The sequence below is a fragment of the Pseudomonadota bacterium genome (genome assembly GCA_039196715.1).
GTDB lineage: Bacteria > Pseudomonadota > Gammaproteobacteria > CALCKW01 > CALCKW01 > CALCKW01.
The window spans coordinates 1-23,078 of the sequence record JBCCUP010000032.1; the positions used below are offsets into that span (position 1 = coordinate 1).

Consider the following 23,078-nt stretch of genomic DNA (forward strand, 5'->3'; position numbering starts at 1 on the left):
CACGCCACAGCGGGTGCACGTGTTGCACGGCCACTACGGCTGCTGAAAAATGTGACGCCAGTCTACCCCGGTCCGCCCGGCAGCGGTGGAGACGTCCCCGGTGGCTTGCTACTCTAAGCGGCTTGCCGAACGAACCTGTCCGCGCAGTGCGTACCCGGGCCGACAACCCACCATGGCTGCACGGGTAGGCCGCTCAGCCAACCGAAATCGGAGCCTTCCATGGCCGACTACCTCTCCAAGACCAGCACCCACGGGCGCAACATGGCAGGCGCCCGCGCCCTCTGGCGCGCGACGGGCATGAAAGACGGTGACTTCGGCAAACCCATCATCGCGGTGTCCAACTCCTTTACCCAGTTCGTGCCCGGCCACGTGCACCTGAAGGACCTCGGCCAACTGGTCGCCCGCGAGATCGAGGCCGCCGGTGGCATCGCCAAGGAGTTCAACACCATCGCCGTCGACGACGGCATCGCGATGGGCCACGACGGCATGCTCTACTCGCTGCCGTCGCGCGAAGTGATTTCCGACGCAGTGGAATACATGGTCAACGCGCACTGCGCCGACGCGCTCGTGTGCATCAGCAACTGCGACAAGATCACCCCGGGCATGCTGAACGCCGCCATGCGGCTCAACATCCCGGTGGTGTTCGTCTCGGGCGTGCCGATGGAGGCCGGCAAGGTGCAGTGGAGCGAGGGTGGCGAGGTGCAGAAACTCGACCTCGTCGACGCGATGGTGCAGGCCGCCGACCCGAAGGTGTCCGACGAGGACGTGAACCGCATCGAGCGTTCGGCCTGCCCGACCTGCGGCAGCTGCTCGGGCATGTTCACCGCCAACTCGATGAATTGCCTGACCGAGGCGCTCGGCCTGGCCCTGCCGGGCAATGGCTCACTGCTGGCCACGCACGCCGACCGCGAGGCACTTTTCAAGCGCGCCGGGCGCACCGTTGTCGAGCTGTGCCGACGGCGCTATCAGGACGATGATGAGTCGGTGCTCCCGCGCAACATCGCCAACTTCCAGGCGTTCGAGAATGCCATGAGCCTCGACATCGCGATGGGGGGCTCAACCAACACCATCCTGCACCTGCTTGCCGCCAGTGAAGAAGGCGGCATCGGCTTCACCCAGAAGGACATCGACCGCCTGTCCCGCACCGTGCCGCAGTTGTGCAAGGTGGCGCCGAGCACGCACCTGTACCACATGGAAGACGTGCACCGTGCCGGTGGCGTGCTTGGCATACTTGCCGAGCTCAACCGCGCTGGCCTGCTGCACGCCGACCTGCCAACCGTGCACAGCGCGAGCATGGGCGAAGCGCTGGCGAAATGGGACATCGCCGACACCGGCGACGACGAAGCACGCGCGCTCTACAGCGCGGCGCCGGGCGGCGTGCCGACGCAAGTCGCCTTCAGTCAGGAGCGCCGCTGGCCCGAGCTCGACACCGACCGCGAAAACGGGTGCATCCGCCGCGTCGAAAACGCCTACAACCAGGATGGCGGCCTCGCCGTGCTCTACGGCAACATCGCCGAGGACGGCTGCGTGGTCAAAACCGCAGGTGTCGACGAAAGCATCCACGTGTTCAGCGGGCCGGCGGTGATCTACCACAGCCAGGATGACGCGGTGAAAGGCATCCTGGGCGGCAAGGTCAAGGCGGGCGACGTGGTGGTGATTCGCTACGAGGGGCCGCGCGGCGGACCAGGCATGCAGGAGATGCTCTATCCGACGAGCTATCTCAAGTCGATGGGTCTGGGCAAGGCATGCGCGTTGATCACCGATGGCCGGTTCTCCGGCGGCACATCCGGACTCTCGATCGGCCATGCCTCACCGGAGGCGGCACAGGGCGGCGCGATCGGTCTTGTCGAAACCGGCGACATGATCGACATCAACATCCCCGAGCGCAGCATCAATGTGCGCGTGGAGGACGCCACGCTGCAGGCGCGCCGCACAACCATGGACGCTGACCCGAACGGCTGGCGGCCGGGCGAGCGCCCGCGTAAAGTCACGCAAGCCCTGCGCGCCTACGCGTTGTTGAGCACGTCGGCGTCTCGCGGTGCCGTGCGAGACGTGTCTCAGATCGAGAGCTGAAACACGGCGACAGCCGTCCGTTTGCGGTGCGCACACACGCCACCCAGACCGGTCCGACATGGCAGGCGGGAGGGCCGACGCCCACCGGTGTCGCGCCGGGCTTGCCGCGTGTCGAACACAGCCTCCCGCCTCGGCCACGACCGCTCGAGCTGCGCCAGTTGACGATGCGTGCCGCGCGCCTCAGTCACGCGGCCGCTCGAGCAGGAACCGCAGGTGCACGGAGACCGTCGACCATTCGCTTGCGATGATCGAATACACAGCGGTGTCACGCACGGTGCCGTTGGCCATGATCATGTGGGAGCGCAGCACGCCGTCGAACTTGGCACCGAGTCGTTCAATCGCGCGTCGGCTCTGCCCGTTCAGGACATGCGTGCGAAACTCCACTGCGATGCAATCGAGATGCTCGAACGCGTGCCGCAGCAGCAGCCACTTGCACTCGGTGTTGAGCGGGGTTCGCTGCACTGCAAGACGACACCAGGTGGAACCGATTTCCACCCGCCGCGCGTGCGCGTCGATGTTCATGTAGGTGGTCATGCCAACCGCCCGTCCGGTGCGGGCGTCGATCACGGCAAAAGGCAGCATCGTCCCAGCCGCCTGCAACGCCAGTCGCCGATCGATCTCGGCGTCGATGCCGTCCGGGTCGGGCACCGTGGTGTACCAGAGCCGGTGCAGTTGGCCGTCACGCGTCGCCGCGCGCAGGTCATCAGCGTGCTCATGGGACAGGGGTGCTAACTGTGCGTGGTCTCCCTCCAGGGTCAGCGGTGCAATCCACGGTGTCACGGTGTCGGTCCTCTGGCGTGTCACCCCGGAGTGTGAAAGCCGTTCGCCGCCGACACAAGCGTGCTGTACCAACGGGGAATCGGAGCGGCGCGGCGCGGCGGCCAAGCGGCACCGGACGCGTCACGGTCGCTCAGTCCGTTGCCGGAGCGCTCCACCCTGCGAGCTCAACCAGGGTCACCAACTCGCGTAGGCTGTCGGCAGGCGACCCGCGTTCGGTGTCCAGCGTGCGCTCGGCTTGTGCGTAGAGCGGCTCGCGCTGCCGCAAGAGCGTCACCAGCGCGTTCATCGCCGCCGGATGACCGGCCATCGGCCGTGTATCGCCCTGCAGCCGCACACGCTCCATGTGTGAATGCGCGTCGGCGCGCAACCAGACTGTCTGGCAGCGTGCGCGCAAGACCGCGTAGGTGCCGTTGTCGGTCACCACGCCGCCCGCCACCGCGACCACGGCACGGTCGGTCGAGTCGATGAAATCGAGCAGTGCCGCGCGCTCGATTTCCCGATAGCCCTCCTGCCCGTAGACGGCCATCACGTCCGACGTGCTGAGGCCGCTGCGCTCGGTGATCAACGCGTCGAGTTCAACGAAATCGCACCCGAGGCGCGCCGCCAACCCCTGCCCCAGCGTCGACTTTCCCGCGCCGCGCAAGCCGATCAGAGCAATGCGTTGCGCCCGCGCTGCCGCCGTGGACGCCGCGTACAACTGGTCGAGCACACTCTTCCGCAACGCGGGTTCTGCCTCGCGAAAGGCCCGTGCGAGTTGCCAGGCATCACTGTCCTGTGCCGGCGCGTCGACGAAGGCCCCCACCGTGCAGTCCAGCGCCAACGCGATCTGCCGGAGCACACTGATGCTGGCGTTTCCGCTACCGAGTTCCAACTGGGCGAGATAACGCTGCGAAACGCCGGAGCGCTCAGCCAGAACCCGACGCGAGTAACCAAAACGTTCACGCCGCTCACGCACGCGAAGGCCCACTGAAGCGACGTAGTCTGCCATGTCATCTCCGACGCGCGCGGTCGGTTGTACACCGGTCATCGCCACCGTGTTGCCCCGCTGCGCATCCAACGGCTCGAAACACACGGGCGACTCTCGACGTCAGTCACGGCAGCGCGTGCGGCAGACGTCAGCCAGCGACATCGATCCACTGCTACCACAGCGGCACCGGTGCGGTATTGGCGCCCGCTGTCGATCGAGTCAGTACGCAAGCCAGGCAGGTTCAGGGTCGCTGCTGCGACCCTGGCGAGCCCGGAGGCAAGTACGCGCGTTGTCGGACGACGTCCACGAAGGCGATCGCATACGTCCGGATACCGTTGCAGCGGCTGCTGTTCTGTCGACACGCCCGGCTCCTCACGCCATGTGCAATTGCACGTATTCGAAATCACCGGGCTTGTTGTCGACACCGACGCGCGGCGGTGCAATCCAGCCCGCGTAGTGCCCAGGCCGGAACTCGGGCACCATCAGGGACTCGATATAATCTCGGTCCCCGCTGGAGGGCAACCAGTCCTCGGCTCGGGATTGCCAGACCTCAGCGCCGACAAATTCGCCCTCGGGCGTCACGTGTGCATCGCTGAACACCCCGATCTGCCGGTGAAAGCCCTGGTGCGGCAGGGCCAGCGTGAACGACACACCGCTCTTGGCAATCGCTGCGTTCCAGCGCTTGATACCGCCCGACGCGTCTTTGACGTAGTCGTCGCGCAGGCGCATGTTGATCGCCGAAAGCGCAGGCACGTCGCGCACCACGACCTCACCGTGTTCGATCTGGACGACCGGGTAGGTGTCACCGTGCAATCGGTGGTCATCATCGAGCTTGACCTCCTGATAGCGGCCCTTGATGCCAGCGTTGAATGCGTTCGCCGCATTGGTTGACACCTCGGCGCCGAAGAGGTCCAGCGACAGGCTGTAGTGCAGGTTCAGCTTCTTCTGGATCGTTGGCAGATCGATGACACCGAGTGCGCGTACCGCATTGATGTCATACGGGTCGTCGATACCGGCCTCGCGCATGGCTTCGCAGGTGCGTTGCACCACACGCCCCACCCCGGTCTCGCCGACGAACATGTGGTGTGCTTCCTCGGTCAACATGAACCGACAGGTGCGGGAGAGAGGGTCGAAGCCCGACTGGGCGAGGCTCTCGAGCTGCATCTTGCCGTCACGGTCGGTGAAGTAGGTGAACATGAAGAAGGACAACCAGTCGGGTGTCGATTCGTTGAACGCGCCGAGCATGCGCGGTGCCTCATCCGATCCGGACTGGCGCCGCAACAGGTCGTCGGCCTCCTCGCGTCCGTCCCGACCGAAGTACTTCTGCAGCAGGTACACCATTGCCCAGAGGTGGCGACCCTCCTCGACATTGACCTGAAACAGGTTGCGCATGTCATAGAGCGAGGGCGCGGTCATACCGAGGTGTTTCTGTTGCTCGACCGAAGCCGGCTCGGTGTCGCCCTGGATGACCAGCAGGCGGCGCAGCATCGCGCGGTACTCGCCAGGCACTTCCTGCCAGGCAGGCTCACCGGCGTGCTCGCCACAGGGCACCGTGCGACCCTCGACCTCCGGGGCGAGCAACACTCCCCAGCGGTAGTCCGGCATCTTGACGTAGTCGAAACGCGCCCAGCCTTTGGGGTCCACGCTGACTGCGGTGCGCAGGTACACGAGGCTTTCCTGGAACTGCTTGGGAATCAGGTCGTTCCACCAGTTGATGTACCCCGGGTGCCATTTCTCGAGTGCCTTCAGGACACGTTTGTCTTTCGCCAGGCCAACGTTGTTGGGGATCAGCGTGTCGTAGTCGATCGCTTGCACACCGCTCATGTTGCTCTCCGTTCCAATGGCTTCGGCCGCGAAGCCGGTTGTCAGTTACACCCGTTCGGCGGCGTAGTCGCCGCGCACGCCGGTGCCATAGCGCTGCAACGCACCGTGTTCACCCGCGGCACTCGGGCGTTGAAAAATCCAGTTCTGCCAGGCACTCAAGCGCGCGAAAATGCGCGTTTCCATCGTCTCGGGGCCGACGAAGCGCAGATTGGCCTCCAGGCCGGTCAGCGCGTCGGGCGAAAAGCTTGCGCGCTCCTCGAGGAAGACCCTCACCTCGTCGTCCCAGTCAATGTCATCAAGCGCCCAGGTCACGAGACCGAGCGCGTCCGCAGCCGCCGCATCCAGCGGCTCACCGAGTGCCGCCTCGCAGGCCGAGAGGGCCTCGGGGCGACCGTGAAACCGGTTCTGCAACCGGGTCAGGCCGTGACCCATTTCGAGGCCGGCAAGGTTCAGTTGACTGAGTTGCAGGCTGGCTTCGGGTCCGGGCATGTCGTCGAACTCACCGTCGGCCATGTACACCCGGTCGGCCGCCAGGGCGACCTCGGCAAACAGCCCGGCAAAGCAGGACCCGGGCTCCACCAGCGTGACCAGCGAGCGCGAGCTCACGTCGATGCGCTTGAGCACGCGGTGCCACAGCTGCAACGTCTCGTTTGCGAGCCAATCGGTGTCACGCCACGCCGCGCAGGCCTGCTCGTGCGCGAGCACGGCGTCGCCGTCGCCCACGCTGTGGAACACGAGTACGCCGATCTCGGGCTCGTTGAAGCGCAGCTGCAGCAGCGCGTCGTCCAACTCCCTGGCGCACCTGAGCAGCCAGTTCTGTTGCCCGGCACGGTGGAGCGCATCGAGGTCTTCAGGCACCCCCTGGTCAGGCCCGGCCAGGTGGACGTGGGCAATGCGCTTGCTGCGCTCGATCTTCACGCGCACCGTGCTGTAGCGCAGCGAGCCGTCGTCTTCGATGTCGCGGTGCAACGCGCCGAGCGCAATGCCGGGTCGGTCACCGCGCGGTGGGCTGTCCACGGCGAAAGCGGCGGCACACTCGGCCAGACGTGCTTCGAACCGACTGTTGCGTACACACTCATCCACCAGCCGCCAGTCGACCGCCCGCTGCCCCTTGACCCCCTCCTCTGCCGTACAGAAGGCGTCAGCGAGGTCCCGTCGGACCCGACGTTTGTCGGTCAGGCGCGTCAGGCCGCCGGTGCCGGGCAACACTGCCAGCAGCGGCACCTCAGGGAGCGACACCGAGGAGTTGCTGTCGTCGGCGAGCAGGATGTGGTTGCAGGCAAGCGCCAGCTCGTACCCGCCGCCGGCACAGGAACCCTGCACGGCGCAGATCCAGGTCTGCCCTGACACCTCAGCTGCGGCCTCGAGCGCGTTGCGCGTCTCGTTGGTGAACTTGCAGAAGTTCACCTTGTGCTGGTGGCTCGCGCCGCTCAGCATGCGGATGTTTGCGCCAGCGCAGAACACCCGATCGCGCCCTGAGCGCAGCACCACCGTGCGTACCTGCGGCTGTTCAAAGCGCATGCGCTGGACGATGTCGGCGAGCTCGATGTCGACGCCAAGGTCGTACGAGTTGAGCTTCAGCTCGTACCCGTCGAACAAGCCGGCTGACTCGTTCACCCGCATCCACACCGTGGCGACGGGGCCATCGATATCGACCGACCAGTGCCGGTAGGCCTCAGGCACCGTCTGAAATTCGATCCACTCCACGGCTACCCCACTGCGTCCGGTTGATGTGCTTTATAACACACGCCTACGCGGGGAATCCTGGCCTAAAACCCCTCAATGATGCATTATGACGCACATTCAGTCAGGAATCGGGCAATGAGCGCGCCTGTCAGATCGGGGTGCTCCAGGTGAGGGTGGTGCCCACAGGCGTCCAGCAGGTGGGTGTCGACGCGGCCGGCGCACGCCGCGAGCACCTCGAGCTGTCGTGTCGAGCCATACGCGTCGTCGGCCCCCTGCAACGCGAGCATCGGCAACCGGATACCCGGTAGGCGCACCTGCAGATCGCCGACCGCAAAGTCGGGGTCTGTCCAGGCCCCGTGCCAACCGCTGAACAGGGTGTCGACATCCCGGTGGTAGCCCACAAGCCGCGTGCGCAGCCCGCCAGCCCGGTAGCGTTGCCCGGTGTCGCGAATCGCCGCCAACTGCTCGGGCTCGGTGAAGAAATGCGGCGCCATGAGCACCAGGCCAACCAGCCTCGGGTCTGCCCGGCCGGGGCCCCCGGCGTACGCCGCCGCAACAGATCCGCCGTCACTGTGGCCAAGCAACACCGCGCGGTCGATACCAAAGGCATCGAGCACCGGTGCGACAGCGCTGTCGGCCTCCTGCTGCAGGTAGTCAGCTGACCACGGCGAACGTCGCGCGTTCGAGAAGCCGTGGCCGGCGCGGGACCACGCCAGCACACCCCAGCCAGTGGCCTGCGCCAGGGCGGCCGGAAAACGGCGCCAGAGCGCCACCGAACCCAGGCCCTCGTGCAGCAGGAGCACGGTCGGCGCCCCCGAACCGGGGTTGGCCCCCCACGCCTGGCACTCGACGAAGACGGGGCCGCCCACCTGGCGCAGCGTCACCCGCGACGGGGCGTCGCCGACCGGCCAGGCGAACCCCATGTCAGCCGGCGTTGTCGCGCAACTTGAAGCGTTGAATCTTGCCCGTTGGCGTTTTCGGCAAGGCGTCGACGAAGGCGACCCAGCGTGGGTATTTCCACTTGCCCACCACCGCCTGCACGTGCGCCTTGAGTGTCTCGACCATCGCCGCGTCACCGCGGTGTCCCGGCTCGAGCACGACGAAGGCCTTGGGCTTATCGAGATCGTCATCGTCGCGCGCGGCCACGACCGCGCACTCGAGCACCGCGTCGTGTTCGATGAGCGCCTGCTCGACTTCGAAGGGCGCGACCCAGATCCCCCCCACCTTGAACAGGTCGTCGGTGCGGCCGCAGTACACCAACCGTTGACCGTCGCGTTGGTACTTGTCACCGGTGCGCGTCCACCGGCCTTCAAACGTCGCACGGTTCTTCTCGCGCAGCTGCCAGTACCCCTCGGACGCCGACGGGCCATCGACGAGCAACTCGCCGATTTCACCGTCTTGCGCCTCGTGCCCCGCGTCGTTCACCAGCTTCAGCGTGTAGCCGGGCACCGCCTCGCCGGACGCACCGTAGTCCACCGCGCCGGGCCGGTTGGATAGAAAGATGTGCAGCATCTCGGTCGAGCCCACACCGTCGAGGATGTCGGTGCCGACCAGGTCACGCCACCGTCGACCGATTTCGGCTGGCAGGGCCTCACCCGCCGAAATGCAGCAGCGACACGGTGGCAGCGCCTCGCCGCGCTGGGCCAGCGTGCTGAGCAAGCCGGCATAGAGTGTTGGCACGCCGCAGAACACCGTGGGTTCGTACGCCCGCAACGCATCGATGACCACCTCGGGCGTGGGTCGACCCGCCAGCAGGTAGCTGGTCGCACCCACGGAGAGTGGGAAACTCATGGCGTTCCCTAGCCCATAGGCAAAAAACAGCTTGGCTGCCGAGTACACCCTGTCCGACGCGTCGATCTGCAGCACCTCGCTCGCGTAGGTCTCGGCGGTGGCCCTGAGGCTGCTGTGCAGGTGCCGAACGCCTTTGGGTTGCCCGGTCGATCCACTGGAATACAACCAGAACGCGGTCTCATCGGCACTCGCCGAGACACAGCCGGACGGCGCAGACGCCGACAGCGCCGCACCGAAATCGACGGCGCCCGCCACGCTTTCGTCCGAGGGACCGATCACATAGACCGTCTCGACCGTCGGGTGGTCAGCCAAAAACGGCGCGATCAGCGGCAGCAAGGGGGCCGAGACAAAGACGGCACGCGCCCGTGAATCGGCGAAGATGCCCTCGTAGACCGGTGTCGCGAGCAGGGTGCTCACCGGGACGGGAACCACTCCGGCTTTCAGACACCCCCAGAAGATCAGCGGGAACTCGATCTGGTCCAGCACCAGCATGATCGCGCGTTCTTCGCGCCGCAGCCCGCGCTCCCGCAACAGGCTCGGCACCCGATCGCTCTGCTCGGCAAGCTCTGCATAGCTCAGCTGCCGTTGTGCCCCGTCGATCTCGACAAACGCCGGGTGCGAGGCCCGCTCGCCACCGCGGTGCCGGTCAACAAAATGGGTTGCTGCATTGCCGTCGGTCTCGTGCATTCACCCTCCCTGCCCTGCAATACATTGCCAACGGCGCCAGTCTACAGCACTGTGTCGGCGCATCCAGCGTGGCGCGGCTTCCGCCGGCCGGCCGGAGACCGTCGCACCGACGCCGGACGCGCCGTGACAACGCCAGGTCCACCCGAATCCGGTCAGCCCCCGGGGCCGACCCGGCGACGGCGAACGGCACCTCGCGGCGAGCAGCGCACTCATCCGACGGTGTCACGCGGACCAAAGCCACGACACGGTCACAGATCAGCGAATCCGGCGGTAGGACAAGCGGAACGCAAACCGCGCCAAATCCTGCCTGACCGGCCAGCCGACCTAGCTCCCGGAGCATGAGACCCCCCCTTGGTACTGTCAGCCAGTGTTGTCGCTCGATCGGCACAAACAGGGCCACCGCCGACGGCATGATTGGTACTTTGATACCAAATCACCTGTAAAAGTCTGTGTCTCCCCTGCGACAGTGCGCAATCGTCACCGCATGAACGCCTCCGGAAATTTAATACATTCCTGTCCCCGGGCCACGTTCCGTCTATCAGCTGCTGTGGAAACTGAGGAGTGGGTCGTGTTTGTGCGCCGACCAAACTGGATAGCATGTCGAACACGTCAGACCAACACGTGCGACCAAAGGCAGTCCACGATTGCCGCGGGCACGCAGCGCCGCCATGCGAAAACACCACGACGCCACAACACGCCACACGAAGACACCCCATCGTTCGTCGAACACGGCGGTCCCGGAGCCGACCCCCCAGCGACCGCGTGGCGCACACCACGACAACGACGTCGACGCCGCGATCCAGCTGATCGCGTCGTTACGCTTGCAGGACTTCATGCACAACAAGCTGTAGCACAGCTGCCCCGTCGACCCCGGTCGCACGGCGCCGGTTGTGCAACATACGATCCGTGCGTTCGGGGCATCGACTGCACCGTGCTCGACGATCGACAGCCGCCGCGATGTCAGGTTGATCGGTGCGGGTGCCCGCTTCTGCTTTTGCGCCAGACCCGGTGTGTCTCCCACCGTCCGAAGCCGGTCGCGGCGTGGTCAGCGCAGAGACACTCGGCGCCCGTATGAAACACGTGTAGGCACTGGACGCCTGCGTACGCTCGACGTGACCGCCGGTTCTGGCAACCGCCTGGCCCCGCAGAGTGGCGTTTGGCCTCCGTTGCCGAACCGAATCCCTCGACGAGAACACCGAGTGCAGAGTGCTGAGCACCGGACGGCGGGGCCGGGAGTTAGCCCGAGCCACCACCGTCGTCAAAGCACCTTGGCGTACCGCAGGCCGTCGAACACGGCCGCGTGGATGTTGCGTCCAGAGACCGCATCGCCCAGACGAAACACCTGGTATCGACCCTCGGGGTTGCGCACGATGGTCTGTGGCTGCCCCGCAATCAGCGCGTCGTAGTCGACTTCACCGGTATTCGACGACCCCGCCAGAAGGTCGAAATACAATTCCGACAGGGCTTCGGTCCCATGGTTGACGATGATCTGGTCGTACTGAGCCTCGAAACGGAGATCCTCCCGGTAGTCGCTGTTGAAGTGCGCAACCAACCGGTTGCCCTCGCGTGATACCGACAGGAGTCGGCGCCCGAGCGTCGTCGTCATGTTGCAGGCCTGCAACTCCCGCATGTAAGGCGAGAGGTTTACCCCCATGACATCCAACGCCGGACCCCGATCCGGCGTGACGAAATCGAGTTCGGCGCCGGCCTTCCCGACAACCTCGGCTGCCTGCAGGCCGGTGTGGTCGCCGGCATCGTCGTACAGCAACACCCGCTCACCCGGTTTCACATCGCCCGCGATGATGTCCCAGGCACTGACCACCAGCTCGTTGCCGGCCTCGAGTATGTCGGTGTGGGCGACACCACCGGTTGCGACGAACACCACGTCCGGGTTGTGGGCCAGCACCTGTTCCGTGTCAGCCCAGCAGTGGTACCGAAGTGTTCCGCCAGACGCCTCGATCTGCTGCACGCGCCAGTCGACGATCCCGAGCAACTCGCGCCGCCGCGGGTTCTGCGCAGCGAGGCGCAGCTGGCCACCGGGCGCAGGCGCGGCCTCGAGTACGTGCACCTCGTGCCCGCGGGCGACAGAGACGCGCGCGGCCTCGAGCCCGGCGGGACCGGCACCCACGACCACCACGCACCGTTTGCGTTGACTCGGCAGCACACGGTGGGGCTGTGACTGCTCGCGGCCGGTGGCGGGGTTGTGCACACACAGCGCGGCCTGGCCGAGGTAGATTCGGTCGAGACAGAAGGTCGCACCAACACAGGGGCGAATGTCGGCTTCCTGCCCGCGGCTGAGCTTGTGCACGATATCGGGTTCGGCAATATGCGCCCGCGTCATGCCCACGAGGTCGATTTGCCCGCTCAGGACCGCGTGCCGTGCGGTCGCGACGTCCGGAATGCGGGCGGCGTGGAACACGGCGAGCGCGCTCTGCGACTTGACCTTCTCGGCCATGTCGAGGTGCGGGGCCGAACGCATGCCCGTGACCGGGATCACCTGCGACATCGCCGGGTCGGTGTCGCAGCGCCCACGGATGACATTGAAGAAATCCACCAGCCCCTCGCGCTCGAGGTGCGCAGCGATCAACAGCCCCTCTTCCTCGGTGATGCCACCCTTGCGGTATCCCTCGTCTGCCGTCTGCCGAATACCGATGATGAAATCGGGCCCGACACGATCACGCATGGCGCGCAACAGCAGATCGGAAAACCGCAACCGATTCGCCAACGAGCCGCCAAACTCGTCGTCACGCGTGTTCGTCACATCCGACCAGAACTGGTCGATCAGGTGGCAATAGGCCTGGACTTCGACCCCGTCGAGACCGGCGGCTTGCATGCGTTCGACCGCGTCGGCGTAGTGGCTGACGATGCGCTCGATGTCCCAGCGCTCCGCCGGCTTCGGGAAGCCTCGGTGCGCGGGCTCGCGTTTGTCCGACGCGCTGAGCAGCGGCAACCAGTCCCCGGTGTTCCAGTGTGAGCGCCGACCGAGATGCGTGAGTTGGACCATCACCTTGCAATCGTGCGCGTGGCATTCATCCACGAGCTTGCGGAACCACGGCACGATCTCGTCTTTGTAGGCCAACAGGTTGCCGAACACCGGCGGGCTGTCGGGCGACACCACAGCGGAGCCCGCGGTCATGGTCATCGCGATGCCACCCTGCGCGCGTGCCACGTGGTAGGCACGGTAGCGGTCTTTCGGCATCCCCTCCTCGCTGTAGGCCGGTTCGTGCGACGTGGTGATGATGCGGTTCTTGAACGTGAGGTGTTTCAGCGTGAACGGTGTCAGCAACGGGTCGGCTGGCATGGCACGGACTCGGGTGGCGGTGCACGCAGTTCAGCATGCACCCAAACGCACTGCAAGCCCGCGCCGCTGGCCGCGTGCACCGCCGTGCTGGTCACTGAGATGCCCCCTTTGTGGCGCCACGGACCCAGCGCACGCACGCTACACTGGGCGGCCTCGCGAGGAGACACGCCATGAGACTCTTTTACGCCCGCGGCACGATCGCCCTGGCCAGTTTGATCGCACTGGAAGACACCGGCGCGCCCTACACGGTCCACACCCTCGACTTCAGCCAGGCCGAGGAGAACGCACCGGCCTACCTTGCAATCAACCCCAAGGGTCGGGTGCCGGCACTCGACACGCCAGACGGCATCCTCACCGAAACCCCAGCGATCCTGACCTGGATCGCCGACTCGCACCCCGCCGCCGGGCTGCTGCCGGTCGGCCACTACCCGCGCGCGCGGTGCCTCGAGTTCATGAGCTACATCGCAAGCACGGTCCACGTGAACCACGCCCACCGCATGCGCGGCCACCGCTGGGCGGACAACCCGAACTCGTTCGAAGACATGCAACGGCGGGTCCCGGGAAACATGCGTGACAGCCTGCAACTGGTCGAGGAGGCACTCGACGGCGACTGGGTGCTCGGCCGCAGCTACACCGTGTGCGACCCGTACCTGTACACGATATGCACCTGGCTCGAGGGCGACGGCGTCGACGTCAACGACCTGCCCCGCATTGCAGCCCACATGCAACGCATGCAGGACCGCGCTGCGGTGCAACGCGCGCACGCCGTCTGAGCCACTGCAACCGTCAACCCGGGCCGCGTCACGCTCAAAGCGCCGGCAAGTTGGCCGACACCCTGTGTGGAGCCCCGTTTCGGGAGCCTCCGCCGAATCAGCGCAGGGACGTGACATGATACGAGCGGTGTTCAAGGGACTGTTGGCCAGCCTGGTCTGGATGAGCGTGGCGGCGGCTGCCGCGCCGGCGGACATCGACGAGTTGCTCGAGACCTCCGGCCTGAACGCGCAGCTCGACGCGCTGCCCGGCGTCATCGCACACAGCATCGAACAGGGCATCGCACAGAGTGGCCAGCGCGTCCCCGCTCACCATGTGACCGCACTGGCCGCACAGGCGCGTGCGGACTACGACCCGACGTCACTGCGGGCGACCGTGCGCGCAGCCCTCGCGGCACTGAGTCCAGCCGACGTCGAACGCAACCTGCGCTGGCTGAACAGCGACGCCGGACGGCGCGTCACAGCGGCCGAAATCGCCGCCGGCACGACCGAGGGCGTGGCTGCCATGAAGCGCTTCCTGCTGACTGTCGCATCGGATGCCACCGGGGCCGACCGACGCGCCCGCGTGGTCGCGCTGGACCGTGCGCTGCACGCGACGGAGCGCATGGTCAGCCTGCAACGCAACGCGGCCCTGTCGATGCTGGTGGCGGCCAACGCGATGGCGCCGACCGAGATGCAACGCAGCTACCAGGAGCTCGAGGGCATCGTCGACCAGTTGATGGCGCGCGGTGGCATCGAACAGATGTCGGGCTACACCCAGCTCGCGATGGTTCACACCTACCGCAACATCCCCGACAGCGCACTCGACGCCTACCTCGCACACCTCGACACAGCCGCCGGGCAGGCGTTTGCCAAGGCGGTCTTCGACGGCATGGAACAGGGAATCTTCAACGCCAGTGCGCGCTACGGGCGATCGCTGATCGGTGTGCTGGCGGAACTCGCCAGCGAAACGAGTTCCTGAGCCCACCCGCACAACGACACTCAGCCGTCAGGCGCCGCCAACGACCGACGCGCGGCGTCCACCGACACCTCACCCGACGCAATCATCTCTGCCGCAACCCGCGCCACGGCGTCGCCGTGTGCGCCCGCAGCGATCGCGATGTTGCGTGCGTGCAGGGCCATGTGGCCCCGTTGAATGCCCTCGGTTGACAACGCGCGCAGGGCGGCGAGGTTCTGCGCCAGACCGACACTTGCGACCACTTCGGCCAGTTCAGTCGCGCTCGCGACACCGAGTACCACGAGCGCCGCTTGCGCCGCCGGGTGCGTGCGCGTTGCACCCCCGACCAGACCGAGCGCCATCGGCAGCTCGATCGAGCCGAGCAGCGCGCCGTCGCAGTCCATTCGCCAGCGCGTCAACGCCGTGTACCGGCCACCGCGGGCGGCCCAGGCGTGCGCCCCGGCTTCAATCGCGCGCCAGTCGTTGCCCGTTGCCAGCACGACCGGATCGATGCCGTTCATGATGCCCTTGTTGTGCGTCGCGGCGCGAAAGGGGTCGACTTCAGCCAGCGCCCCGGCCTCGACAATGCCGGACACCACGGCCGCCCCCTCGAATGCGGACGTGGCCAGCGCCTCGGGCGTCAGGCGCACCCTTGCGCGTACCAGGCGCTTGTCGGCGAGGTTGGACAGGATGCGCAACCGTGCCGTGCCACCGGTCACCCGCTCCAGCAGCGGTGCCACCAACTCGGCCTTGCTGTTGACGGTATTGGCACCCATGGCATCGCGCACGTCGACCAGCAGATGTACCACAAGCATGGAACCGACGGCGGTCTCGGCGAAGGCATGGCACTCGACGCCGCAACAGCCCCCGCCGAGCGCGACAAGTGCCTGATCGTGGGTGTTGGCCAGCGCGACGATCTCCTCGGCCGCGGCGTCGACGGCACGGGACGCGGCGTCGAGGTCGTCGATCCCGAGCAGCTGAATCTGGCCACGCATGACCGGCGGGTCGCTGTCCGCAGTGAACCCGCCACAGCCGCGTGCGAGCTTGGCCATGAACGACGCCGCCGCCACGACGGAGGGCTCTTCAACCGCCATCGGCACCGCGTACTCCCGGCCGTTGACGACAAAGTGGGTGGCGATGCCGAGCGGCAACTCGAACCGGCCGATGACGTTCTCGATCATGCCGTCCGCGGTGTCGAGGGCCAAGGCGCCCGCGCCGCCCAACGTGCGTTGCTGGGCCGCGTCGAGGCCGCGTGCGTTGGCCAGGGCGTCGAGGCGCTGGGTGGGTGTCAGATGGCGGAGCCCGTCGAGGCGGTCATCGATGGCGGTCACGGGGAGGTTCACGGTGCGGGTGTGTCGCAACCTTGGCACGCACGCGGGTTCACCGCAATGCGCTGCCACCGTGCCGCCCGAGTGTTCGATCACCACGACAGACGTATACTGGATGATCAAACACCGATTCGACGAGCCCGGCGCATGACTGTCCGCAACATCCTGTTCATCATGGCCGACCAGCTGCGCTTCGACTACCTGTCCTGCACGGGCCACCCGCACCTGCACACCCCCAACATCGATCGCATTGCCGCCGAGGGCGTGCGGTTCAGCCGAGCGTACGTGCAGTCTCCCGTCTGCGGCGCCTCACGCATGTGCTTCTACACCGGCCGCTACATGCAGTCGCACGGCGCTGTCTGGAATGGCATCCCGTTGAAGGTGGGCGAGATGACGCTGGGCGATTACCTGCGTCCGCTCGGTCTGCGCACTGCGTTGGTGGGCAAGACCCACATGCGCGCGGACGCCGAGGGCATGGCACGCCTCGGCATCGACCCCGCCTCACCGATTGGCACCCTGGTCACGCAGTGCGGCTTTGAACCCTACGCACGCGACGACGGTTTGCATGGCCAGGGACCGGACGGGTGGTACGACCCGGCCGGGCCGGACACGCCCTACCAGAACTACCTCCGCACGCTCGGCTACGACACCGAGAACCCGTGGCACGACTTTGCCAACAGCGCGCGCGACGATGACGGCGCGCGGTTGTCGGGCTGGCTGATGAAACACTGCGATCAGCCGGCAGCGGTGCCGGACGAGCACGCCGAAACACCCTGGACGACGCGGCAGGCGATGGCGTTCATGGAAGACGCCGGTGACGACCCCTGGTGCCTGCACCTCTCCTACATCAAACCGCACTGGCCGTACATCGTGCCGGCGCCGTACCACAACCTGTACTCAGCTGAACACGTGCTGCCCGTCGTCCGCGACGACCACGAGCGCGTTGACCCCCACCCGGTCTACGCCGCGTTCATGAACCACCGAAGCTCGCAGGCGTTCTCGCGCCAGGGCGTGCGCGAGGCGGTGATCCCGGCGTACATGGGCCTGATCAAACAGCTTGACGACCAGATCGGGGAGCTACTCGACTTCATGACCCGGACCGGGCGACTCGAGGACACCTTGATCGTGTTCACCTCGGATCACGGTGACTTTCTCGGTGACCATTGGCTCGGCGAAAAAGACCTGTTTCACGAGCCTTCCGCGAAAGTGCCACTGCTGATCCGCGACCCGTCAGCGGACGCGGACGCGACCCGCGGCACGGTGTGCGACGCGCTGGTCGAGTCGATCGACCTCGCGGCCACGTTTGTCGATGTCGCCGGCGGCGCCGTGCAGCCGCACCGACTCGAGGGCGCGAGCTTGCTGCCGTGGTTGCACAACACGCCACCCGAGACCTGGCGTCGACATGTGATCAGCGAGTATTTCTACGGTATCTTCCCGTCCGGAAAAGCCGTGCACGGCGACAAGATCGACGACGCCAGATTGTTCATGGTGTTCGACGGCCGCTACAAACTCACGCACGCGCCCGACATGCCCCCGATGCTCTTCGACCTCGACACCGACCCAGACGAGCTGCGCGACCTCGGGCGCGATCCGACCTACGAAGCGGAGTGCGAACGCCTGATGGCGGCCTTGCACCGGTGGGGTCTCCGCGAATCGCAACGCCAGACGCGATCGGCTGAGCAGATGCTCGCGATGCGCGGCAAATCCCAGCGCCGGGGCATCAACGTCGGCCTGTGGGACCTCGACGACCTGCCCGAGGGCGATGTGCGAGACACGCTTGCATAAAACTGCAATACACGCACCGCTTGCTCGATGGCGCCGCTGCGGGTCGGTTCTGGACACAACGGTGCGCAGCCCGGAGAGCCGCGCGGAAGCTCGGCGCCAATTGGCGCGCGAACCGTGCAGAGCCAACGTGCAAAAACCCCACTGAAACCCGACGAACACATCAGGAGCGTCACATGCACTACAAGCACCTTCTCGTCTACCTCGACAACGGCGCGTCGAACCCGGCACGCGTGCAGTTGGCGTTGTCGCTCGCCAAGGCACACGACGCTCGCCTGACCGGCATCGTGGTCAACGAATTGCCGAGCGAAGGCTTGCTCAGAAACCTCGGATTGGGCGACGGTAAGTCGGCGATCGGGCAGGCACGGGCCGCCGCGAACACCGTACACGAGGCCTTCCGAAGCGCATGCGCCGATGCACAGGTTGTGTGCGATACCCGCCTGCTCGAGTGCAAGGAGGGCCGTGCAGGCGAGAAACTCGCCCGCATCGCCAGGCTGTACGACCTGTGCGTGGTGCGACAGGCCAACCCCGAACGTCCCCATGCCGCGCAGGTATCGGCCATGTCGGAAGAGGTCATGCTGTCCTCGGGCCGGCCCGTCATCTGTGTGCCTTACATTGGCGCGCACGAAGTGCCGTTCAAGACCAGCGTGATCGCCTGGGACGGCAGTCGGGCCGCTACGCGCGCCGTACACGACGCCCTGCCTGTGCTCGCACAGATCGACCACATCAATATCCTGGTTGTCAATCCGGCGAACTTCGAGAATTTCTCCGATCACGCGCCGGGAGACGGACTCCAGAGCCTCCTCGCGACCCACGGCATCGACGCGCGCGTCAGCCGTATCGATGCCGGTGACATCAGCACGTCGACCGTCATCCTCAACCACCTCAGCGACACGGGCGCGGACATCCTGGTCATGGGCGGTTACGGCACACCACGCTTGCGGGAAATCCTCTTGGGGGGCGTCACACATACGCTGTTCAAACACATGACGGTCCCGGTGTTCCTGTCGCACTGACAACAGCGCGCCAAACCGACGCCGCCCGCCGTTGTCGGTGACCAGCCGATGCCGTGCCGCCTGCAAACTCGGCACGGCATTGGCCGAGCAAACTGCTGACATCCCCCTTGACCCGCAGTGAGCCAAGGGGTAGGTTCACCGCCACTGGACACATCTGTCCATTACTATCCATCGCGGGCGTCACAGGAGCAGCACATGAAATCGCACTATCGGGTTGTGGTCATCGGCGGTGGGGTCGTCGGGTCATCGGTGCTTTACCACCTGGCCAAATTCGGTTGGTCAGACGTGTGCCTGATCGAGCGCTCCGTGCTCACGGCCGGGTCGTCGTGGCACGCGGCGGGCGGTTTTCACGCGCTCAATGCCGACCCGAACATCGCGGCGCTGCAGGCCTACACCATCGACTTGCTCCAGGAGATCGAAACCGAATCCGGGCAGTCTGTCGGCATGCACATGACCGGGGGCCTGACGCTCGCCGGCACCCCCGACCGCTGGGACTGGTTGCAGTCGGCCTACCGCGTGTTCCAGAGCATCGGCATCGACGACGTGCGCCTGATGACCCCGGAGGAATGCCGCGAGGTCGCACCGGTCATGTCCGTCGACGGCGTGCTCGGCGGCATGTGGGCAGACCGCGAGGGCTACATCGACACCACCGGCACCGTGCACGCGTACGCGGGCGCCGCGAAAAAGCACGGTGCCGAGATCATCGAGCACAACCGCGTGCTGTCGCTGCAGCAAACCGCCGACGGCTGGCGCGTGGAGACCGAGCAGGGCACGGTCAGCTGCGAGCACGTTGTCAATGCGGCCGGCCTCTGGGCCAAGCAGGTCGGGCGCATGGCCGGCATCGAGCTGCCCGTGTCGCCGCTCGCGCACCACTACCTCGTCACCGAGTCGATCCCGGAAGTCGCGGCACTGGAAAACGAGCTGCCGATGATCGTCGACCTCGAGGGCTTCACCTACATGCGCCAGGACCAGCAGGGCATGCTGCTGGGCATCTACGAAATACAACACCAGCACTGGATGATGGACGGTGCACCCTGGGACTACGGCATCGAGCTGCTCAACCCGGACCTCGACCGCATCGAGAACGAGCTGGCGCTCGGCTTTTCGCGCTACCCGGTGCTGGAGAACGCGGGCATCAAAACCTGGGTGAACGGCGCGTTCACATTCTCACCCGACGGCAACCCCCTCGTCGGACCCGTCCCCGGCAAACGCGGTTACTGGTGCGCGTGCGCAGTCATGGCAGGCTTTCTCCAGGGTGGCGGGGTTGGCAAATCGCTGGCCGAGTGGATCATCCACGGTGAGCCCGAGGCCGACGTCTACGGCATGGACGTCGCGCGCTACGGCGCCTTCGCAGAGAACAAGCAGTACATCAAGGAAACCACCGGGCAGTTCTACACCCGCCGTTTCGTGATGACCTACCCCAACGAGCAGCTGCCCGCGGGTCGGCCACTGAAGATGGCCGGCGCGCACAGCGACATGGCCCAGGCCGGCTGCCGGTGGGGCGCCAGCTGGGACTTGGAGGTGCCGCTCTACTTCGCGCCGGCCGGTTTCGAGGAGACACCCACGCTCAAGCGCTCCAACGCCTTCGATATCGTCGCGGCCGAGTGCGCATCCGTGCGCGGCGGTGTGGGTCTGCTCGACATCACGGGCTTCTCCCGTTTCGAGGTCTCCGGCAGCGACGCGGCACGCTGGCTCGATTCGCTGTTTGCCACCACTTTGCCAAAGCCCGGCCGCGCCCGCCTTGCCGTGATGCTGGGCCACGACGGTCGCCTCAAGGGCGATCTCACCGTATTCAACTGGGGCGACGGCAGCTACTGGATCATGGGCTCGTACTACCTGCGCGCCTGGCACATGCGCTGGTTCGACGATCACCTTCAGGGCGATGTCCAGGTGCGTGATCTCGGCGAAGAGATCTCGGGCTTCTCCCTGTCCGGACCCAAGTCGCGTGAGGTCATCGAACGCCTGACCGACGCGGACGTCGGTGCCCTGCCCTTCATGGGCTGTGGTGCCTTCGACATCGGCTTGATCCGCACACGTGTTGGCCGGCTGTCCGTGACCGGCGAGCTCGGCTACGAAATCCACTGCCGCGCCGGCGACCAAGCCGCCTTGCGACGCGCCCTGCTCGACGCCGGTGCCGACTCCGGCCTCATCGAGTACGGGTTCAATGCACTGCTGAGCTTGCGGCTCGAGAAGAGCTACGGCATCTGGTCGGCCGAATTTACCCAGGGGTACACGCCAGGCGAGACCGGCATGGACCGCTGGATCGACTGGAGCAAAGCGGCCTTCAACGGCCGAGACGCCGCGATCGCCGAGCGCGACGGCAACGGCCCGGCGCGTCGCCTGGTCACCCTCGAGATCGACGCCACCGACGCGGACGCGAGCGGCTTCGAGCCGTTGTGGCACGGCGACACGTTGGTCGGCTACGTGACGTCCGGCGGCTACGGTCACACGGTCGGCGCGTCGCTGGCGCTCGCGTTGGTGAAGCCCGAGCACAGCGAAGTCGGCAGCGAGCTGACCGTGCACATTGTCGGTCAGGCAAGGCCGTGCCGCGTGATCCCGCCATCACCCGTCGACCCGGCCGGCGAGGCGATGCGCGCATGAGCGAGGCACGCTCGAAACGGCGCGGCCGACGCGCCCGAGCCACGAGCCAGGACAAACCGGGCCGTGCGCCCGACTACCGCCAGCTGCGCAACCCGTTCAAACCCGTCGACCTGTTCACCGCCGACCGTATCGAGGCCATGCACGAAGCTGCGCTGACCGCGCTCGAGGAGCTCGGCCTCAGGGTGCTGCTGCCCGAGGCCCGCGCCTATTTCAAGCAGGCTGGCGCGCGCGTCGAAGAGGACATGGTCTACCTCGGTCGCGAGATCGTGACTGCGGCGCTGGCGTTGGCACCACGCCGCATTCAGATGCGCGGTGGCGCTGCGGGCCGTGACGTCACGCTGGAACTCGGCAGTCTCGTGTTCCAGCCCGGTGCCGGTGCACCGCATGCGACCGACCTCAAACGGGGTCGGCGCCCAGGCAGTGAGCGCGACTTCCGCGAGCTGATCCAGCTCACCCAGCATTTCGACGTGCTGCACATGGTGCCACCGCTCGTCGAACCGCAGGACGTGGCGACCCACGTCCGCCACTACGCCACCATGGAGGCGCAGCTCACGCTCTCGGACAAGGTACCGTTCGTGTTCTCGCGCGGCACCCCGCAGGTGCTCGAAAGCTTCGAGATGTTGCGCGACTTCCGCGGCCTCTCGGATGCAGCGTTCCACGCCGAGCCGCACTGCTACACCATCATCAACACCAACTCGCCGCGCACGCTCGACATCCCGATGGCACAGGGCCTGATCGATTTCGCCAAGGCCAAGCAGGTGTCCATCATCACGCCGTTCACGCTGATGGGTGCCATGGCGCCGGTCACCGTCGCCGGGGCCATCACGCTGTCGCACGCCGAGGCGATCGCCGCAATCACCCTCACCCAGCTCGTCCAGCCCGGTGCACCGGTCTGCTACGGCACCTTCACGTCGAACGTCGACATGAAGTCCGGCGCCCCGGCCTTCGGTACGCCGGAGCACTTCAACGCCTCGCTGGTCGCCGGTCAGCTCGCCCGTTTCCTCGGCCTGCCGTGGCGCTGTGCCTCGGGCAGCGCGGCCAACATCAACGACGCGCAGGCGGCCAACGAGACACAGTTTGCGTTGTGGGGCTGCATCATGGCGGGTTCCACGGTTGTCATTCATTCTGCCGGTTGGCTCGAAGGCGGATTGACGGTGTCCTACGAGAAACTGATCACCGACCTCGAGGTGGTGCAGATGGTCGCCGAACTCTGCGTCACGCCGACCGGCTCTTCCGACGACGACATCGCGCTCGATGCGCTGCGTGAGGTGGCACCGAGCGGGCACTTCTTCGGTTGCGAGCACACCATGGCGCGCTACACCACGGCGTTCTACGAACCGCTGGTGGCCGACTGGTCGAACTTCGGCACCTGGACAGAGAACGGCGCGAAAACGGCGAGTGAGCGGGCCACGTCACGGTGGCAGCGGATCGTCGAGGCAGACACCGGCCCGCGTTTCGACGGCGCGCGCATCGACTCTCTGCACCGCTACATCGAGTCGCACACCGCCGCCGGTGGCGCAGAGGTCGTGAGCTGA

15 protein-coding genes are annotated in these 23,078 nt (G+C 66.3%); 7 read left to right on the plus strand and 8 right to left on the minus strand.

From position 1 onward, the window contains the following. The first annotated feature begins 219 nt into the window (after positions 1-219). Positions 220-2,073 carry a dihydroxy-acid dehydratase gene (ilvD, locus tag AAGA11_12305; GenBank protein MEM9603638.1) on the plus strand — a complete coding sequence of 618 codons (1,854 nt, stop codon included), beginning with the start codon at positions 220-222 and terminating at the stop codon, positions 2,071-2,073. Positions 2,074-2,253: 180 nt separating this feature from the next. Here the strand turns inward: ilvD and AAGA11_12310 are convergent, their stop codons facing one another. The 7 genes from AAGA11_12310 to AAGA11_12340 form a co-directional block, all read right to left on the minus strand. Beyond that, the gene (locus AAGA11_12310; protein ID MEM9603639.1) at positions 2,254-2,853 is read right to left on the minus strand and encodes a GNAT family protein; all 600 of its coding nucleotides are present in this window, start codon (positions 2,851-2,853) and stop codon (positions 2,254-2,256) included. 130 nt (positions 2,854-2,983) lie between these two features. Beyond that, positions 2,984-3,925 carry a shikimate kinase gene (locus AAGA11_12315; GenBank protein ID MEM9603640.1) on the minus strand — a complete coding sequence of 314 codons (942 nt, stop codon included), beginning with the start codon at positions 3,923-3,925 and terminating at the stop codon, positions 2,984-2,986. Between the two features lie 267 nt (positions 3,926-4,192). Continuing rightward, positions 4,193-5,644 carry a benzoyl-CoA 2,3-epoxidase subunit BoxB gene (gene boxB, locus AAGA11_12320; GenBank protein ID MEM9603641.1) on the minus strand — a complete coding sequence of 484 codons (1,452 nt, stop codon included), beginning with the start codon at positions 5,642-5,644 and terminating at the stop codon, positions 4,193-4,195. A gap of 45 nt (positions 5,645-5,689) precedes the next feature. Continuing rightward, positions 5,690-7,351: a 2,3-epoxybenzoyl-CoA dihydrolase gene (boxC, locus tag AAGA11_12325; protein ID MEM9603642.1), complete on the minus strand. Its 1,662-nt coding sequence runs from the start codon at positions 7,349-7,351 to the stop codon at positions 5,690-5,692. 83 nt (positions 7,352-7,434) lie between these two features. Further along, a complete protein-coding gene (locus tag AAGA11_12330) occupies positions 7,435-8,253 on the minus strand; it encodes an alpha/beta hydrolase (protein ID MEM9603643.1) in 819 nt (272 codons plus the stop codon). A gap of 1 nt (position 8,254) precedes the next feature. Continuing rightward, positions 8,255-9,808, minus strand: coding sequence for a benzoate-CoA ligase family protein (locus AAGA11_12335; GenBank protein ID MEM9603644.1), 1,554 nt, complete (start codon positions 9,806-9,808; stop codon positions 8,255-8,257). 1,258 nt (positions 9,809-11,066) lie between these two features. Next, positions 11,067-13,109: an FAD-dependent oxidoreductase gene (locus AAGA11_12340; protein ID MEM9603645.1), complete on the minus strand. Its 2,043-nt coding sequence runs from the start codon at positions 13,107-13,109 to the stop codon at positions 11,067-11,069. Positions 13,110-13,279: 170 nt separating this feature from the next. Between AAGA11_12340 and AAGA11_12345 the strand changes: the two genes are divergently transcribed. Both AAGA11_12345 and AAGA11_12350 read left to right on the plus strand, forming a co-directional pair. Then, on the plus strand, positions 13,280-13,882 hold the full coding sequence (locus AAGA11_12345) for a glutathione S-transferase N-terminal domain-containing protein (GenBank protein MEM9603646.1): 603 nt from the start codon (positions 13,280-13,282) through the stop codon (positions 13,880-13,882). Positions 13,883-13,997: 115 nt separating this feature from the next. Next, positions 13,998-14,840, plus strand: coding sequence for a hypothetical protein (locus tag AAGA11_12350; GenBank protein MEM9603647.1), 843 nt, complete (start codon positions 13,998-14,000; stop codon positions 14,838-14,840). 20 nt (positions 14,841-14,860) lie between these two features. Here AAGA11_12350 and AAGA11_12355 read toward each other — a convergent pair whose 3' ends face one another. Then, entirely contained in the window at positions 14,861-16,159 is a 1,299-nt protein-coding gene (locus AAGA11_12355; protein MEM9603648.1) for a hydroxymethylglutaryl-CoA reductase, degradative, read from the minus strand. 132 nt (positions 16,160-16,291) lie between these two features. On the opposite strand from AAGA11_12355, the gene AAGA11_12360 reads away from it, so the two are divergent. From AAGA11_12360 to AAGA11_12375, 4 genes are all read left to right on the plus strand, one after another. Further along, on the plus strand, positions 16,292-17,929 hold the full coding sequence (locus AAGA11_12360) for a sulfatase-like hydrolase/transferase (protein MEM9603649.1): 1,638 nt from the start codon (positions 16,292-16,294) through the stop codon (positions 17,927-17,929). 173 nt (positions 17,930-18,102) lie between these two features. After that, complete coding sequence (locus tag AAGA11_12365) at positions 18,103-18,942, plus strand: universal stress protein (GenBank protein MEM9603650.1); 840 nt, start codon at positions 18,103-18,105, stop codon at positions 18,940-18,942. Between the two features lie 195 nt (positions 18,943-19,137). Then, a complete protein-coding gene (locus tag AAGA11_12370) occupies positions 19,138-21,543 on the plus strand; it encodes an FAD-dependent oxidoreductase (protein MEM9603651.1) in 2,406 nt (801 codons plus the stop codon). Then, positions 21,540-23,078 carry a trimethylamine methyltransferase family protein gene (locus AAGA11_12375; GenBank protein ID MEM9603652.1) on the plus strand — a complete coding sequence of 513 codons (1,539 nt, stop codon included), beginning with the start codon at positions 21,540-21,542 and terminating at the stop codon, positions 23,076-23,078. The genes AAGA11_12370 and AAGA11_12375 overlap by 4 nt, the downstream gene beginning before the upstream one ends.

Coding starts and splice junctions, on each gene's coding strand:
- ilvD (MEM9603638.1), top strand. CDS start 220: ATGGCCGACTACCTCTCCAAGACCAGCACCCACGGGCGCAACATGGCA.
- boxB (MEM9603641.1), bottom strand. CDS start 5,644: ATGAGCGGTGTGCAAGCGATCGACTACGACACGCTGATCCCCAACAAC.
- AAGA11_12330 (MEM9603643.1), bottom strand. CDS start 8,253: ATGGGGTTCGCCTGGCCGGTCGGCGACGCCCCGTCGCGGGTGACGCTG.
- AAGA11_12335 (MEM9603644.1), bottom strand. CDS start 9,808: ATGCACGAGACCGACGGCAATGCAGCAACCCATTTTGTTGACCGGCAC.
- AAGA11_12340 (MEM9603645.1), bottom strand. CDS start 13,109: ATGCCAGCCGACCCGTTGCTGACACCGTTCACGCTGAAACACCTCACG.
- AAGA11_12345 (MEM9603646.1), top strand. CDS start 13,280: ATGAGACTCTTTTACGCCCGCGGCACGATCGCCCTGGCCAGTTTGATC.
- AAGA11_12350 (MEM9603647.1), top strand. CDS start 13,998: ATGATACGAGCGGTGTTCAAGGGACTGTTGGCCAGCCTGGTCTGGATG.
- AAGA11_12360 (MEM9603649.1), top strand. CDS start 16,292: ATGACTGTCCGCAACATCCTGTTCATCATGGCCGACCAGCTGCGCTTC.
- AAGA11_12365 (MEM9603650.1), top strand. CDS start 18,103: ATGCACTACAAGCACCTTCTCGTCTACCTCGACAACGGCGCGTCGAAC.
- AAGA11_12370 (MEM9603651.1), top strand. CDS start 19,138: ATGAAATCGCACTATCGGGTTGTGGTCATCGGCGGTGGGGTCGTCGGG.
- AAGA11_12375 (MEM9603652.1), top strand. CDS start 21,540: ATGAGCGAGGCACGCTCGAAACGGCGCGGCCGACGCGCCCGAGCCACG.